We start from the raw sequence: 16,170 nt of genomic DNA, 5'->3' as shown, positions 1-16,170 counted from the left end.
ACTATTTCTATTACCACAAATAGCTAATTTATCTTGATGCTCTTTCATTTTATCACGTCGAATTTTCAACTTTCTTTTTTTACTTTTTAAGGTACGTCGTTTTACTTTAAACGGGTTAGGTGAAAGTGTAGCTGTTTTGATAACTTTTTCTTCTAAATCATCTAATCTAAGTTCTAATTGGGTTAATATTTCATCTACCATATCCAGAGTTAAATGTGATCCCTCTGGGATAGAGCTTGTCTCGTATGCTTCTTTTAATTCAGCTGATAGACTGATGATTTGTTGTCGATTCATCTGGTCAAATTTAATGGTACTTTTCTTCCAAACGAAACTATATTTATTGGCATCAGCTAATAGTTTAGTTCCATCAATGAAAATAGCGTCATCAATAAGTTGTTGTTCACGCAAATAAGTAACTAAGGAGTCTAGACTTCTTTGTAATAATCTATCAATATCGTTAGATGTTCTGAAACGAGCAATTGTCCGATAGCTCGGAACTTGTTCTTGAGTTAACCAACGAGCCGGTAGGCTTTCTTCTGCTAGTTGTTCAATTTTGCGACTAGTAAAAACACTTCTAGTATAGGCAAATAAAGTTAATTTAAGAACTACTTTTAAATCATATTTTCTAGGTCTTCCAAATAGATACGGTTCGCTAAGCTCCAGCGACTCAACTAGTTCATTGATAAACCATGCGGTGTTATCTTTTTTAGGAACATAAGAAGTTGTTATATCTAAAGTAAGTTGATTCATGTTATAATTTGTATACATTTTTAGTTTTCCTTTCAGGAGAATGACTTAACGTACAGGGGGCCACCTGTACGTTTTTATTTTAACTAAAAAAAGCAATCAAATAAATGAATTTTACTCATAAATTTGATTGCTTTTTTGTTTTATTCAGAGACTTATGTCACAGCCTCGCTTTTATGTTAAATAGATATTCTCGTAATTGAATCTAAAGCGTTTAACTATAGTATGTTTCCAATATCTCTTTATTATTTTTATATTCTAAATACCTCTCCGATTTTAATTTTACATCTTCCTCAGAAATACCAATATCCACCATCATTTGTAAAAAAAGACGGTCAGAATTTGTCCCTACGTAATCATATTCTCCATTATCAAAAATTAAAACGAATAACAAATTTTTATTATCCGATTCTGGCATAAAACCACTTTTAGTTTCAGAAAAATAAATCTCACTAAGATTGTCTTTTACAACAGAGTAAATAGATACATGTTTACTAATATAGGCCTCATCAAAATTATTAATTGAATGAGAGATATTTAAGAGATGCATTTTTAATCCTATTTCTGGCATTTTGGATAAAGCTATTTCTTCCCATGTAACATTTTCATTTAACCAATTTATCGCTGTTTCATGTAGATTACGAGTCATTTTAAAACTCCTTTAATGTTTGATACATAAATATTACCATAGAAAATAACGTTCATCTTTTTAGTAAACTATACTTCCGAAATCTGTACTCCTCTAATTTTCAATAACCAGTCTAAAATACCCGAATAAAGAAAACTAAAAATAACACCCACTACAACTGATTTTATACCGTACGTTATTAATCCCAATCCTAATACACTATAATTACAATAACGAATCACTTTAGCAATTTTTATTTTAGAATTTTTTTTGTGAGCAATTAACGCTATGATATCAAGGCCCACGGTTGTTGAGCCTGATGAAATACTACAATAATAACCAATCGCAATACCAATACTCGCTAAAAGTAAATCCACTTCTAAATTAATTTGAACAGGGATTGGAAAGCTATAAAAAAATGAAAACAACGTCATATAACTAACACTACTAAAAACCGACCTTAAAAAAATCTGTTTTCCTAAAAATATCAAAGAGATAAACAGTAAACATAAGGTTAAGCCATTAGTCCAAATCACTAATGAGCTATTTGTTAGCTTACCTATAACCATAGCTAAACTCGTGACGCCACCATTAATTAGGCGATTAGGTACCATCCACTGAGCATATGAAAATGCCATAATCACATTTCCTATTAAAATGATTAACAATTTTTTTATCTCTTCTTTTACCATAAATTGATTCCTACCTCATTAATTACCTGTTAATGATTATTTTTAAACATCCATTGAAATTGCCAATCGAATTTCTCCTCGTCAAAGCGATAGTCTTCTTCAACATATGGTCCGCAACTATTAGAGCCAATCCCATTTTGTTTATAATCTATGGTTAAATAGTTACCTTCTTCGATTAACTCAAAATCATGCGCCTTACTTGTTAATTGCTCTTTTGAAAATGGTCGGTAAGAAAAATTAGTTGGCTGATTAATTTGTAAAGTCATCTCGCCGTTACTTATCTTAAGCCACTTGGTATCTGTATGATTTCCGTATTCTTGCGGTTTCACATATCTTTCTTGATGATTTATATCTAAAGAATAGACACCAAGTGCTCCTGCTGATTTTCGGTCACTATAACTTTCATAAGGACCATTTCCTAAATAACTGACTGATGTAAAGTCTGGTTTAAGAGGTAAAGTCATGCCAAATCTCGGTAAATCAGGAAAACCTTCTACCTGATTAGCACTTATTTGAAAGTCTAATTGATTATGATTAATGTGTAAATTTAACTCAAACTCAAGAATAGGCTGATAACCTGTTGCTACCAATGCATACTGAGCAGAAATATGATTGTCTTTTATTTCATATCCTTTATTTTTTAAGCAAGTTCGATTATATCCAGCTGACAGCCATTCATGTTTCTTATTTCGATCATTATCAGTTGGTGCTCGCCAAATATCGATTAAAGTCTCTTTCTCTAAAATAGTTTGTTCCCTAAATTTCAGTTCAGTCATGCTACCTTTAACTACGTCTAATTTAAAACTTAATGCTCCTGTCTCAACAGACAAAACACCTTGTACATCTGTTTCTTTAATGCTCATGTTATCAGAAATTAGTCCTTTTTCACATGTCATTAAGTCATCTTTAATAATTAATTGTTGCTCTGCTACTAGCCGTTTAGCTACAGTGTCGTCAACTCTCATATTTAATGTGAGTAAGCTATTTCTAACATCCTCAGGTGGTAACCATTTTAAAGTAACGGTCTGATTTGGTTGAATGATATCATCCACGACTTTTTCAGAAACTACTTTACCATTGATTTCCCATGATAGAATCACCTTTAATTTTTCACTTGTAGAAAATCTTTGGATATTTTCTAAGGTTACTTCTTCATTTTCCATTGAGTAGGATACCAACTGAATAGGTGAATGGACATTTCGATAATCAATTAATTTACTCGTTATTTGTCTATCCGGAGTTGTTAAGCCGTCCACACAAAAGTTACCATCATGACACACTTCTCCAAAATCACCACCGTATAGATAGTGCCCATCTACGTCAATAACATGATCTGCCCATTCCCAAACACAACCACCTAAAAAAGAATCATATTGTTGAATTAAATCAAAATATTCCTTAAAACCACCAGGCCCGTTTCCCATGGCGTGAGCATACTCACACATAAAATAAGGTTTATCCAAACTATCATCTTCACAGTAACCAATAGCAGTCGCTAAGGACGGATACATCTGACTGATAACATCTAAATGAGTAAAATCATTCTCTTGGCCAACAACAGGGTCAATCGAACGTTCATTATGAATCAAACGAGTTGGGTCTAATTCAAAAGTCTTTTTTTGAGCAGCTTCAAAGTTAGTTCCATAGCCAGATTCATTCTCCATTGACCACATAAAGATCGATGAGAAATTTATATTTTGAATAACTGAACGCTCTACTCTTTCCATAATAGGTTTTAAGAAAGCTGTATCGGAACCAATTAAGTTATATTCTGCCATATCACCAAAAAGATGAACGATTCCATGGCATTCAATATCAGCCTCACTCACAACATAAAAACCAAGTTCATCTGCTAATTCATAAAATTCAGGCGCTTTAGGATAATGAGCCGTTCTAATACAGTTCATATTAGCCTCTTTCATCATAAGCATGTCTTTTTTCATCTGTTTAAGGGTCATTGATGGACCATTCACAGCATCAAAATCATGATGATTCACACCAAATAATTTTATAGGAACGTCATTAATCATAACAATGCGCTTATCTCTTTTTATCTCACGTACGCCGACTTTTTGTTTTATAAACTCCTCACCTATTTTCACAATTAACGTATATAAATAAGGTGTTTCAGCTGTCCAATAGTGACACTCATTAAGATGAATCTTAAATTGACAATCTGATACTTTCTGAGAAATGATTATTTGTTGCATTTCATCATACAACCAATAATTTTCAATTTCAGCATCATTATCTAATAAGTCAAAATGAATTTCCCCACTGTGATTACTACTATTCACAAAAGTATTAATTCTAAAATTTGTGACATGCTTTTTAGGTCGTTGAATAAGATAGACAGAGCGAATAATGCCTGACGTTCTGAATTTATCCTGGTCCTCAAAATAGGTTCCGTCACACCACTTCATTACTAAAACAGTTAAGGTATTATTTCCATTTTTTAGATATGGCGTTATATTAAATTCTTTCGTACTATGTGTTATTTGATCATAGCCAACAAATTGTTGATTGATCCAAATTTGAACATTTGAATCAACACCCTCAAAATTTAGGTAATGCAACATTTCCATGTTATCAATTTCAAATTCTCGTTGATAAATGCCACATGGATTATCATCTGGTACAAGAGGCGGCATATAAGGAATCGGATAAGAAACATTAATATACTGATGGCTATCATAACCAGCATATTGCCAAGCTGAAGGGACTTTTATCTGATCATTTAGCTCGACCTGAGCGTTATTAAAGAATGATCTCGGTATCTCACGTATAGATTCAAAATATCGAAACGGCCACAAACCATCTAACAAAGTAAATCGAGAGGATTCTTGTCTCGTTGATGCCATAAAAGCTTCCTCATAAGTGGCATAAGGAATATAATAATTGCGATTAACTTCTTTATTAATACTTTGAATGTCGAAATTCTCATAATAAGTCATATTAATTTCCTTCCTAATCAAAAATGTTATAACCTTATCATACAATTCCTACTCGACTTAATTGAATGGAATATTTCGTTATTGAAATGTGTTATCTTTCTTTGTTAGAATTTTACTTAAAGACACAAAAAAGCTGTCCTATAAAGGGCAGCTTCTTTATTGATTGTTTTTTTATCCTAATCTACTTAAATAACTTTCTATCCATTCAATGACTTCACCTGAATTTTTGGATTCATCTAACATCTTAAAAAACTCAGGTTTATCAATTAAAGTAACTAACTCAGAAATCGCTGTTAAGTGTTGGTGATTATCGACAGCAGATAGAGTAAAAATATACTTCATTGTGGATTGATTTAAAATATCCACTTCTTTATTTAATACCGTAATGCCTAGTCCTAATTTTTTTGCTCCTTCTTCTGGCCTGGCATGTGGTAAAGCAACATTAGTTGTAATCACCATATATGGGCCTTCTTGTCGGGTTAATCTGATAATTTCATCGATGTATTTTCGTGTAATAACACCTTTTTTAAGCATTGGTGTGGCAGCCACATAAAGAGCTTCTTCCCAACTATTAGTTTCGACATTTAGTTGAATAAAGTCTTCTTGAAGTAAATCTAACAGGTCTAATCCTGATTCCTTTTTATCCTCTAAAAAGTTATCTTCCATATAATCTTGTTTTAAAAAGGAACTAATTTCTTTTTCTAACTTAGACTTATTTTTTATATCGGAATGACTTTCAATAATCTTTAGTAATTGATTCACGTCTACATATTGCCCTGGATTAAACATTTTTTTCGTATGAACAGTATGAACTAATTTATAACGTTCTTCATCTGTCATAATAGGGCTAACCACATAAACTGGCTTACCAAATGAATAAAGCCTCATATTAGGTACCGTTGTAAAAATCATATCAAATTCACTTTGAATATTTCCTAATTCATGCATCTCAAACGGACCTAAGAAAATGATATCTGGAAAAATAGTCTTCAGTTCGTTATACACAATTAAAGAACTACCAATCCCATTAGGACAAACTACTACGCCAACTTTTTGAGACACATGATATTCTTCATAATTCTTAATTAAAGATGCAAAATGAATGGTTAAAAAAGAAATTTCATCATCAGGAATCTCGATTTCTAGTAAATTACCAATAGGTGTCATCGTCTTTTTAACGATTTGGAACAACTCTGCGTATTCTTGAACAATTTTATCATGAAGAACATTGATGATTGGAAAATTAAAGAACAAGCGATAATAAGTCGGTCTAAAATGACTGTATAGCTGTTTAATTACTTTATTTTTATCTTTAAATCGGACACCTGATAGCATTTCAAAACGATGAACGATTCTTTCAACTAGTTCTTTAATAATCGAATGGTCTTTTGTTAAATCACTGTTATCTCCCACAGCATTTCCTAATAACCAACAACAAATATAGAGTGTAGCTTCCTTATTATCAATATCAAAAGCCGTTAATAGATCTTTTGCAAAAAGATATTCTTTCATTTTGTAAAAGGATGGAAAATGGAATTTGTCATAAAAAACTTGATGAGACTTATTTAATCGAGGCAACAATACTAAAAAGATATAACAAAATTCATTTAACCTGTTTTCAACTAAATCTAGATCATAAACAATGAGAAACTCTTTTGTCACATCTTTTACTTTTTGGTAAGTTAATATTTTCTCATTACGAATAAAAAACTGGTAAATAAAACGGCTATCTTCTGCACTAAAGTCATCCAAAATTTGTTTCATGATATAATTTCTGATGTTACTTTCGTCCCCATTCAACTGATAACCGTCTTTTCTAGAATAAACAATTTCTATTTGTTCTTTTTCAAGGTCTTTTTCAAGTTTTCTTAAATCACTTATCAGGGTTGTTTTACCTACTTTTAAAGCATCTAGAAAGTGATTAATTGATAGATAATCATCAACATAGTAAATAAGCATTAAAAAAATGTAACTTTTTCTTTCACTTGCATTTAACTCATATCGATCCCAAAAACCATCACTTGCGAATAACTCTAAAAAATAGTGGCGACTTTCTTTTGGTAAGATGACATTAACAGCATTAGTATAGATAGTTGGTAAATTGGAATCTACTAACAAATCATTTACCTTCTCAATAACGTAATCTAACTGTTGTTTTGTCACACCTAAACAGTCTTGTAAAGACGTATGACTGATATGAGTGTTTTCAATTAGTTTTTCAATTAAATTTTTTGAGCGTTGATCCATTAACATCATGCATATCCCCCCACTTGATAAGCAAATTAATTATAACTATTAACTAAACCTCTTAACTCTTTAGCATTTGTAGCGATTTCTTCACTGCTCCCCTTAGACAGTAAAGAACCTATTCCCATACAATCCACGCCAGCATCTAACCACTGATGGACATTATCAAGAGTTACACCACCTGATGATAAAACCGCTACATTTGGTAATGGCGTTTTAATTGTTCCAATAACTTCTGGACCAATTAATGACGATGTTGGAAAAGCTTTAACCATATCACAACCACTTTCAATCGCTGAAACCACCTCAGTCATTGTCATGCAACCTGGTAAATAAGGCACATGGTATCTATTGCAGACTTGAGCAACTTCAGCGCTAAAACTAGGTGAAATAATAAACTCTGCTCCCTTAATAATAGCATGTCTTGCTGTATAACCATCTAACACAGTCCCTGCACCTAGAAACAAGCGAGTACCATATGTTTCTTTTAAAAAGTGAATCATGTCTCCTGCTGTGTCATTTGTGTAACTAATTTCCAAACAAGAAACCTCTCCCGCTAAACAGCCTTCAGCAATTTCAATTGCCCGTTCTTTCGTTTCTACTCGAATGATGGCCATAATTTTTTCTTGTTGAATACGGTTTAATCTTTCGAATTTTATCATCATTATACCTCATATCCTTCAATTTCTTGATATAAACGCAGTACTTCTTTAATTTCTGATGTATGCTCCTCTGATACAGGTAGAACGGGTGTTTTAGGATGTCCTACATTATCTCCAATAAAGACTAAACTTTCTTTTAAAACACTTGGAACTGTACCAAATTTCAAAATACGTCTAAATTCATTAATGCTTAATTGATAACTTCTAGCTTTGTCTAAATCGCCTTCTAAGAACAGTTGGTAAATGCCAATATCTGTTTTAGTTAAAACATTTGAAGTAGCCGCAACTGCCCCATCTGCCCCTAAACTTAAAGCATCTAAAATCAGAGAATCTGATCCAACTAAGACACTAAAATCATCTCGTTTATTTTTTTCGATATACATTTTTAACACGTCAATATCGCCACCACTATCTTTAATACCAACAATGTTTGAATGTGTGATTAACTTATCATAAACACCTTCACTAATATGAATACCTGTATTTTTAGGAATAGCATACAAAATAACTGGTAATGGACTTTCATCAGCGATAGTTTCATAGTGACGTGTCAGCTCATCATCATCAATCTTAATCAAGAATGGCGTGATAACAGAAATGGCGTCAACACCAATCTCACCAAACTCTTTAGCTAAATGAATAACTCCCTCTGTTGAAATACCACCTGCTCCAGCAAAAACTGGAACACGGCCATTTGTTTCCTCAACAACAATCTTAGCTAATTCAATTTTTTCTGCGTCTGTTAAGGCATAAAACTCACCATTTGTTCCTAGAATAAATAAACCATGAATACCAGAATCAATTAATCGATTGACTAATTTTCTAGTTGCTTGCTCGTCAATTCCACCAGTTGCATTAACGGGTGTGACCATAGCTGTTACAATACCTTTAATTTTCATTACTTGTTCCTACTTTCTCGTCTTTAATTGATGCTCCTAAAGCACCGCCTGGATGCCATAAATAGTATTTATCACTATCAATGTTCTCCTCATCTTGAAGTAAGATTGACACACATTGTAAAATAATCGTTTCGGCTAAAATAGAAATACGAGGCGGCTTGTTTAAATCATCGCCCTCTTGTCTAACGCCTGCAAACAGAAAAGCATCCACATTATTTTTTAACCATGATTCACTTCCACCACTAACACCAACTAATTTCACACCAAGTTTTTTTAAAGCTAACACAGTACTTTTTAACTCTTCAGTTTCACCACTATTTGAAATAGCAATCACCACATCTTCTGGTAACACTTGGCCAGCTGAACCGTGAACAGCCTCTGTTGCATCTAAAAAGTAAGAAGGCGTTCCTGTTGAAGAATTTAATGCTGCAATGTATTCAGCCACATGACTTGGCTTCCCAACACCTGTTACATGAACACGGCCTTTGTTTTTCTTACACTCACTAATAACTTCCATTGCTGCTATAAGTTCTTCACGATTAATTTCTTCTAAAAATTGACTTAATTCTAATTGCACTGCATCGATAAATTGATCTACTTTAATTGTTTTCATAACTCTTCTCCTATTATGAAAACAAGTCTAGTAATTCTCATTACTAAACTTGTTTTATGTCATTTTTCTAAAAACCAAAGATTCCTAAAATTTTATCTAATAAAATTCCCATTACGTTGTAATCAATATTTGGGAAAGTTGATCCTTCAATACCTAAACTACCATAAGTTGGATATAAGACGATTGGTAAGAAAGCTAATAATAAACCAACCACAAATGATCCTGCTACAGCACCGCGCCAACCACCTGTTGAGTTACCAAACACAGCTGCTGTTCCTCCAGAGAAGAAACAAATATGTGCTGCTGGAATAATAACAACTGGGAATTTTAACGCTACCATGATTAGTACCCCTAAAAGACCTGCAGTATAAGATGATAAGAAACCAACGATAACTGCTGTTGGTGCATATGGGAATACTGTTGGTACGTCTAATGCTGGACGAGAATTTGGAATGAATCTTTCTGAAATAGAGACAAAAGCTTCTGTAATTTCTGCTAAGAACATTCTTACCCCTGTCATTAAGATTGACATACCTGCTGTAAATGTAAACGCTTGAACAAATGGGAACACTAACCAGTGTTGTGCACCTGCTAATTCTTGAGTCACATCTTTTCCAGCTTTTAAAGCTGACACATAAAACAAGATCATCATAACAACAGCAACACCCATTAAGAAATCTCTAAAGAATGATAACCATTTCGGGAAGTTAATATCTTCAGTTGTTTTTTCTTTGTGTTTACCAAATAACATACCAATGTAACCAGAAAGAGCATAACCAACCATGTTAAAATGACCAATCGCAGTAGAATCACTACCAGTAATTTTACGCATGAATGGCTGACATAATTGTGGTAAAGCAGCTGAGAAGAACCCTAAAAGAGTACCTCCAATTAAAATCGCTGGTAAATCAGCAAAGTTGTGCGCTTTCAAAATTAAAGAAAGGACACAGGCAAAGAATAAACTATGCCCAGTTGTAAAGAAAATATTTTTAAACGGTGTAATACGAGCAAATACTAAGTTCATCACAAATCCTAAAATTAAAGTACAACTAGTAACAAATGCAAATTGAGTTTGTGCCATTGCTGTTGCGGCTTCAGGTGAAGCCACTACTCCAACAATGTTAAATCCAGTTTGAAATAATTTATTAAAGTTTTGTAGCGCACCAGTCATGATACTTCCACCGGCACTAAATACTAAGAAACCGATAATCGTTTTAAATGTTCCTGTCATTACTTCAGTACTATTTTTCTTTTGAGCAAGCAAACCAACCATCGCTACTAATCCCAACAACACAGCTGGTGTACTTAAAAAGCTAATCGTAAATTCCATTATTTAAAAGCCCCCTAATCCCTTTTGCTTTATGCTAAAACATTTTCTAACTTCTCTTTAATTTCAACTTTATCTACTATATTATTAATGCCAACAATTTTTTGTGGTAAATTCTTTTTCTCTAATTCTTCTGCAACGTCAGATAAGGTAATAATAATGTCACCATTAAATCCTGGTACACCATCTAATGAAGAATGTTCAATTTCTAAAGCAAAACCATTCTCACGAATAACCTCGTTAACTTTAATTTTTAACATCAAACTTGATCCTACTCCTGCACGACAGGCTACTAATGCTTTTTTCATGTTATTTCGCTCCTTCAAATTTTTCTAAATAATCAATAATATCTTCTTCTGATGTCGCATTTTCCAAAAATTCTAAAAATGATTCATCACTTAGTAACTCAGCTAATTCAGATAACAACTCAACATGAGACTGACTATCTTTAGCACTCAGTGGGAATAAATATTTTACAGGATCATTTGTTTTATGACCTGAAACCACTGGATTTTTAAGCCTTGTAAAACCAAGAGCTACTTCTTTTGCTCCACTATCACTAGGCGCATGAGGTAGGGCCACATTTTTTATAATAACAATATATGGACCAGTCTCTTCGTAAATCTCAACTATTTTTTCGACATACTCTTTTGTTACCACATCTGCTTCTAAAAAAGGTTCTACTGAAGAGATAATGGCTTCTTTAAAATCTGTTACTTCTACATCCAATTGAATATAATTTTTTTTCATCACTTTACTTAACACATCTGTCACCTCTTATATCAAGAATTCTCGAGTTTTCTTTTATGTCCTCACTATATGGGATATCTAGGTCTTTTTCAATTGTCATTGAGTGTACTCTTTTTATCATTTATAAAAAAAGATGAACCGAAACAAAAACGTTTATTACTTATTTTCAGAAAAGAAGGCGTTTTCTTTATTTTTAATCAAAATCTACTCACTTTTTATTTTATTCTAAAAATAAAGTGAACTGATTTGTTGAAAAAATGTTGCTATTAATTCTTTCAATGAATGGAATCTTGAGGCAAAAAAATGACTCCATAAAATTATGAAGTCATTCTATGTTATTTTTAATTAATTGCAATTTTGATACTTATATCGATTAACTCATAATAACTTTTATAGTTACTCTTAATTATCTAGTATATCGAATCTATTCTGTAATGTTTCTTCTATCTATATTTTTTTATTTTTTTCCTTTTTAATTTTTTCTTATTATTATTTTGATTGTTGTTCCTTCTAAAAAAGAATATATTTTCTTTTTTAGAACTTTTCCAAGAATCTGTTAATTTAAAAACTTGGACTTCCTCTTGTTTTTTTTTTCGACCAACTTGTCCTATTATTTGATTATTTAGTTTTACTGTATAAATACTACTTGGTAAGTCTCGAAACTCTCCAATCTCATTTGGCTGAATCTTTATTTCATAAGGATTCCCATCTCGAAACATTCGTTTTTTTCCACTCTTACTAAATAGACTCAAAGTTACTTCTTTATGTTGGTTAATAATCTTTATCTTAATCGTCATTTTTTCTTGGCGTAGTTTATATAAATAAATTTGATGTACTAATAAAATAAGCCATAATATAATTGTAATCACAATACCTATTAGAATCAGCCACTGCTTCATTAAACGCCACTTATCACCTGATTCTTTTTCCTTTTTAATCTCTGGGGAATAAGGGACTCGAAAACCTGTCACAAGTAAACGATGAGAGTTGATCATATATGGAGTACAGGTTACTAGAGTCACTAAATCCTCATCAGAATGTTTTTTTAAACTGTCTGTTTGATTTGGTAATACAACTCGAGTATCACGAACTTTATAAGCCAAAGTTTCTCCTAAAACTTGAATCAAAAAAATATCACCTTTTTTTAACTCAGGTAGATTAGTAAATAATTCTCGATTCGGTAATCCCCTATGTGCCGATATCACCGAATGTTCTCCCTTTCCCCCAACTGGATATGATGTTCCATCTAGAACAGTTGCTCCTCTGTTTAACAATTCATTATTAGTTTCATCATACAAAGGAATATTGACGGATAATTTCGGAATATCTATTGTACCTATCAAATGTTCATAAAAGTAATTCTCTGTTTTATCAACAGGTTTTTCTTCATTAAAAGGATCATTTCCTGGGGAAAATTGCTTTTTATTTTTTTTATTTCCTTCAGTTAATAACTTCTTTTTATTCTCAAAATTCTTTTTTTCTTGTTTTAAATAAATATCTACACGTTTTTGATCAATAAAAGTATTTAATGCATTTATATAAAATGGATAAGTCATAATTAGTAAACCTATTAGAAAAAAGAGTAACATACCAATTTGTGATGCTAATTTTTTTCCTTGATTTTTCATTTCTTCTTCCTCATTTCAAGGATATAATTTTTTCCATTTTTTGACTTAGTAACTTTAAAATATTTACGTTTACCTCGAATAATAAACTGTTTATACTTTAATAGATAGACATAGCCCCTTACAGCATTTATTTCTTTTAATTTCAAATGCCTTGCTGTGTATTTACCACCACGAATGCCTGAAAAACGAATTTCCCCATTAATATCACTAGTGGCGGTTACTTTTATTTTATTATTTCGAACAATCTTTTTCCCGGTTGTTAGGACAAATGTTTCCCCTACGACTGGTTTGTTATTTCTTTGAATATAAAAAATAAAATCATATTTATACTTACCACTTTGATAATAAACGAATTTACGCCACATCCAATAAAAAATCATACTAAATAATATCGGAAAGAATAACATAAATAAACGAAAGCGATTTTTATGATACTCTTGAACTTGCTCTTTTTCTTTTTCCATTTTCTCTTCCACATAAGGTATCCGGTGGGCAGTCACAAGTAATCGATGAGTGTTAACCATATAAGGTGTACAGGTCACAAGAGTAATTAAATCTCTACCTTTTTGGATTTTAACATCATCTAACTCATGCGGTAGGACAGTCTTAAATGCTTCAATTTCGTAAGCTAACTTTTCACCTGCTACATCAATATAAATAATATCTTCTTTTTCTAATTTTTCTAAATCAGTAAATAATTTTTTATCTGGTAATCCACTATGACCTGTAATGACTGAATGAGAATCTTTACCTCCTATTGGATAAGAGCTACCTTGCAAGATAGTTGCTCCAACATCTAATAAAGTATTATTGGTTTCGTCAAATAATGGTAAACTAACATGGATTTTAGGAATAAAAATGGCCCCAATTGTATGTTCCTTATAATATTCTTGGTCTTTTTTAGTATGCTTACTTGTTAAAGCTGCTTCAAAAGGATCTTCAACAATTCCCATTCCGGGTATATTCTGTGTATTTTTATTTTCAGCTAATTTTTTGTTAAGCTCCTTCATCTCTTCAAGACGTTCAATTTTTTTTGTTTTAAATTCTTCTTGATTTTCTTTATGTAATTTTTCTATCGCTTTTTGATCATAATAGTTATTAATAGAATCCACTACAAATGGATATGAAAAAACTAAGACACCTAAAATAAAAAGTAGGGCCATCATTAGTTTTAATATTAAATTTATTCGCTCATCTTTTTGCTTTTTCATTTTTTCCTCACAATCTTTGTTCAAAAAACTAGCTACTATATGTCAATTTTTATTTCACAAACAATAGCTAATTTTCTGATTGAAAAAGAAAGGGTAACTCCCAAATAGTAGTTACCCTTCGTGTATCATTGAATTAACTATTAAACGTTTGCTTGTTTTCTAGATTTTGAAAACCAAATATAAGCACCTATCATCATTGCTGTTCCTACTGCTAAGAAAGCATAGATACCATTACCACCTGTTGATGGTAATAAACCTTTAGGCGTGTTTTTAACTGTTTCTAAGAATGAAGTATCTTCGTATTTACCGTGTACAACATTAAAGTTATAATCATCTGTTAATAATGCATAACCTTCTGGCGCTTTTGTTTCTTCTAATGCATAATCTCCATTGATTAAACCTTTAACTGCAAATTTACCGTCTTTATCTGAAACAATTTTAGTTGCTTTAACTTTGTCAGTTGTCCACTCAGTAAATACATATTCACCAGTTGTTGCGTTTGTTGTGAAGATCGCAAAGTTGTTACCTTGTTTCACTACAAATTCTGCTCCTGATAATGTATCACCTGATTGAGCATCAGTTTTAACAAATTTACGTCCACCTGTACCAAATTTTACTGGTGGCTCTGTTGGATCTTCTGGATCATTTGGATCTGTTGGTTTTTCTGGATCTTCTGGGTCTTTTGGATCTGTTGGTTTATTTGGATCTTCTGGATCTTTTGGATCTGTTGGTTTTTCTGGATCCGTTGGTTTTTGATGAGTAATCATCTCTGTTACTGTTTCATTATTAATTTTAACAATGGCTTTATTTTCTTCTAACACTTCAGGTTTAACATCTGCTGTTAATTGCATTTGGTATCCAACAATAATGGCTTTACCAGCTAATGCTTTTACTTTTGTACTTTGAGTATTTAGAGCTAATTCAAAACCATTTCCTTTTTCAGTGAATGTATAATCTTCACCGACCACTAAGCCTCCATCAAAGAATAAACCTAAAGAATCTTTAACGAATTTGAGATTTTCTGTTGGTGTATCAGTTAGTGTATAAGAATCTTTTTGTTCAATATCAGCCGGAATATTTAAAGTTACATTAAAGTCCAAAATATCACCTGTTGATACGTTTACATAGTCAGTTCCGTCTCCATTTTTATCCCACTCATATTTGTTATCTACGTTAATAAATTCTTTTGTGTCATAACGTGTTTCATTTTTTGGGTATAAATGAATGTCAGTATTTAAAGTATCTGTTGACTTTCCTTCTGCATCTAATTTATAGATAGGCATAGCTAACACAATAGGCGCTGATTTTTGAGTAACTGTCACTGTATTAGGTGTTTTTGTTTCTAAAAATAGGTACACTTGATCAGTTTTTCCATCAGCTGCTTTTAAAGCTAAATCCGAGAATTTAACCAAACCACCATTAGCAGTAACACCTGATGTTACTTTATTAGTTTCAGATGCTACATAGTTTTTTTGAATTTCAGTAATTGCTGCCTCGGGTGATAACGGTGTGTCTCCAGAACGTAAACTTTTGTACTGCTCTGTTACATCATAGACAGTAAATTCAGCTCCATTTAATGGTTCTCCAGTAAAACTTGGATCTTCTGAACCAGTATTTTCCTTCACCCCTCTGTTATCTGTATAGATTAATTTATGCAGAGTTACGTTAGCAGTTGTATCTACTTCTACAGCAGACACTGGAATTGACCCCATTGTACTAAAAACAACTGGTAAAGCTAACATACTTAACGCTAATGTTTTCAACGTTTTTGCAAATTTCTTCATTTATATTTCCTCCTATATGGTAATTTTA

Annotated in this window: 14 protein-coding genes; all 14 read right to left on the bottom strand. The window is 32.1% G+C overall.

Annotation, left to right across the window (positions count from 1 at the left end):
- A partial coding sequence (locus ACODH8_RS02440; protein ID WP_420517492.1) for a transposase occupies positions 1-768 on the bottom strand: 768 nt, incomplete at its 3' end.
- Between the two features lie 193 nt (positions 769-961).
- Positions 962-1,396 carry a hypothetical protein gene (locus tag ACODH8_RS02435; protein WP_332465408.1) on the bottom strand — a complete coding sequence of 145 codons (435 nt, stop codon included), beginning with the start codon at positions 1,394-1,396 and terminating at the stop codon, positions 962-964.
- Positions 1,397-1,464: 68 nt separating this feature from the next.
- A complete protein-coding gene (locus tag ACODH8_RS02430; RefSeq protein ID WP_332465409.1) occupies positions 1,465-2,067 on the bottom strand; it encodes a YitT family protein in 603 nt (200 codons plus the stop codon).
- Positions 2,068-2,096: 29 nt separating this feature from the next.
- Positions 2,097-5,021: a glycoside hydrolase family 2 TIM barrel-domain containing protein gene (locus tag ACODH8_RS02425; protein WP_332465410.1), complete on the bottom strand. Its 2,925-nt coding sequence runs from the start codon at positions 5,019-5,021 to the stop codon at positions 2,097-2,099.
- A 171-nt stretch (positions 5,022-5,192) separates the two neighbouring features.
- Positions 5,193-7,274 (bottom strand): BglG family transcription antiterminator, encoded by a 2,082-nt coding sequence (locus tag ACODH8_RS02420; RefSeq protein ID WP_332465411.1) that lies wholly within the window; start codon positions 7,272-7,274, stop codon positions 5,193-5,195.
- Between the two features lie 29 nt (positions 7,275-7,303).
- Complete coding sequence (locus ACODH8_RS02415; RefSeq protein ID WP_332465412.1) at positions 7,304-7,930, bottom strand: ketohydroxyglutarate aldolase; 627 nt, start codon at positions 7,928-7,930, stop codon at positions 7,304-7,306.
- Positions 7,931-7,932: 2 nt separating this feature from the next.
- The gene (locus tag ACODH8_RS02410) at positions 7,933-8,829 is read right to left on the bottom strand and encodes a dihydrodipicolinate synthase family protein (RefSeq protein ID WP_332465413.1); all 897 of its coding nucleotides are present in this window, start codon (positions 8,827-8,829) and stop codon (positions 7,933-7,935) included.
- Complete coding sequence (locus tag ACODH8_RS02405) at positions 8,819-9,442, bottom strand: SIS domain-containing protein (RefSeq protein ID WP_332465414.1); 624 nt, start codon at positions 9,440-9,442, stop codon at positions 8,819-8,821. The genes ACODH8_RS02410 and ACODH8_RS02405 overlap by 11 nt, the downstream gene beginning before the upstream one ends.
- A gap of 67 nt (positions 9,443-9,509) precedes the next feature.
- The gene (locus tag ACODH8_RS02400; protein WP_332465415.1) at positions 9,510-10,772 is read right to left on the bottom strand and encodes a PTS ascorbate transporter subunit IIC; all 1,263 of its coding nucleotides are present in this window, start codon (positions 10,770-10,772) and stop codon (positions 9,510-9,512) included.
- A gap of 29 nt (positions 10,773-10,801) precedes the next feature.
- Entirely contained in the window at positions 10,802-11,077 is a 276-nt protein-coding gene (locus tag ACODH8_RS02395) for a PTS sugar transporter subunit IIB (protein ID WP_332465416.1), read from the bottom strand.
- A gap of 1 nt (position 11,078) precedes the next feature.
- Complete coding sequence (locus ACODH8_RS02390; RefSeq protein ID WP_332465417.1) at positions 11,079-11,534, bottom strand: PTS sugar transporter subunit IIA; 456 nt, start codon at positions 11,532-11,534, stop codon at positions 11,079-11,081.
- 428 nt (positions 11,535-11,962) lie between these two features.
- A complete protein-coding gene (locus ACODH8_RS02385) occupies positions 11,963-13,147 on the bottom strand; it encodes a class C sortase (protein ID WP_332465418.1) in 1,185 nt (394 codons plus the stop codon).
- On the bottom strand, positions 13,144-14,358 hold the full coding sequence (locus ACODH8_RS02380; protein ID WP_332465419.1) for a class C sortase: 1,215 nt from the start codon (positions 14,356-14,358) through the stop codon (positions 13,144-13,146). The genes ACODH8_RS02385 and ACODH8_RS02380 overlap by 4 nt, the downstream gene beginning before the upstream one ends.
- Before the next feature lie 140 nt (positions 14,359-14,498).
- Positions 14,499-16,142: a SpaH/EbpB family LPXTG-anchored major pilin gene (locus ACODH8_RS02375; RefSeq protein WP_332465420.1), complete on the bottom strand. Its 1,644-nt coding sequence runs from the start codon at positions 16,140-16,142 to the stop codon at positions 14,499-14,501.
- Between the last annotated feature and the right edge of the window lie 28 nt (positions 16,143-16,170).

The organism is Vagococcus fluvialis (assembly GCF_048815235.1).
Lineage (GTDB): Bacteria > Bacillota > Bacilli > Lactobacillales > Vagococcaceae > Vagococcus.
This window is presented reverse-complemented; position numbering and strand designations above follow the sequence as displayed.

Coding starts and splice junctions, on each gene's coding strand:
- ACODH8_RS02400 (WP_332465415.1), bottom strand. CDS start 10,772: ATGGAATTTACGATTAGCTTTTTAAGTACACCAGCTGTGTTGTTGGGA.
- ACODH8_RS02420 (WP_332465411.1), bottom strand. CDS start 7,274: ATGTTAATGGATCAACGCTCAAAAAATTTAATTGAAAAACTAATTGAA.
- ACODH8_RS02425 (WP_332465410.1), bottom strand. CDS start 5,021: ATGACTTATTATGAGAATTTCGACATTCAAAGTATTAATAAAGAAGTT.
- ACODH8_RS02430 (WP_332465409.1), bottom strand. CDS start 2,067: ATGGTAAAAGAAGAGATAAAAAAATTGTTAATCATTTTAATAGGAAAT.
- ACODH8_RS02415 (WP_332465412.1), bottom strand. CDS start 7,930: ATGATAAAATTCGAAAGATTAAACCGTATTCAACAAGAAAAAATTATG.
- ACODH8_RS02435 (WP_332465408.1), bottom strand. CDS start 1,396: ATGACTCGTAATCTACATGAAACAGCGATAAATTGGTTAAATGAAAAT.
- ACODH8_RS02410 (WP_332465413.1), bottom strand. CDS start 8,829: ATGAAAATTAAAGGTATTGTAACAGCTATGGTCACACCCGTTAATGCA.
- ACODH8_RS02405 (WP_332465414.1), bottom strand. CDS start 9,442: ATGAAAACAATTAAAGTAGATCAATTTATCGATGCAGTGCAATTAGAA.
- ACODH8_RS02375 (WP_332465420.1), bottom strand. CDS start 16,142: ATGAAGAAATTTGCAAAAACGTTGAAAACATTAGCGTTAAGTATGTTA.
- ACODH8_RS02385 (WP_332465418.1), bottom strand. CDS start 13,147: ATGAAAAATCAAGGAAAAAAATTAGCATCACAAATTGGTATGTTACTC.
- ACODH8_RS02395 (WP_332465416.1), bottom strand. CDS start 11,077: ATGAAAAAAGCATTAGTAGCCTGTCGTGCAGGAGTAGGATCAAGTTTG.
- ACODH8_RS02380 (WP_332465419.1), bottom strand. CDS start 14,358: ATGAAAAAGCAAAAAGATGAGCGAATAAATTTAATATTAAAACTAATG.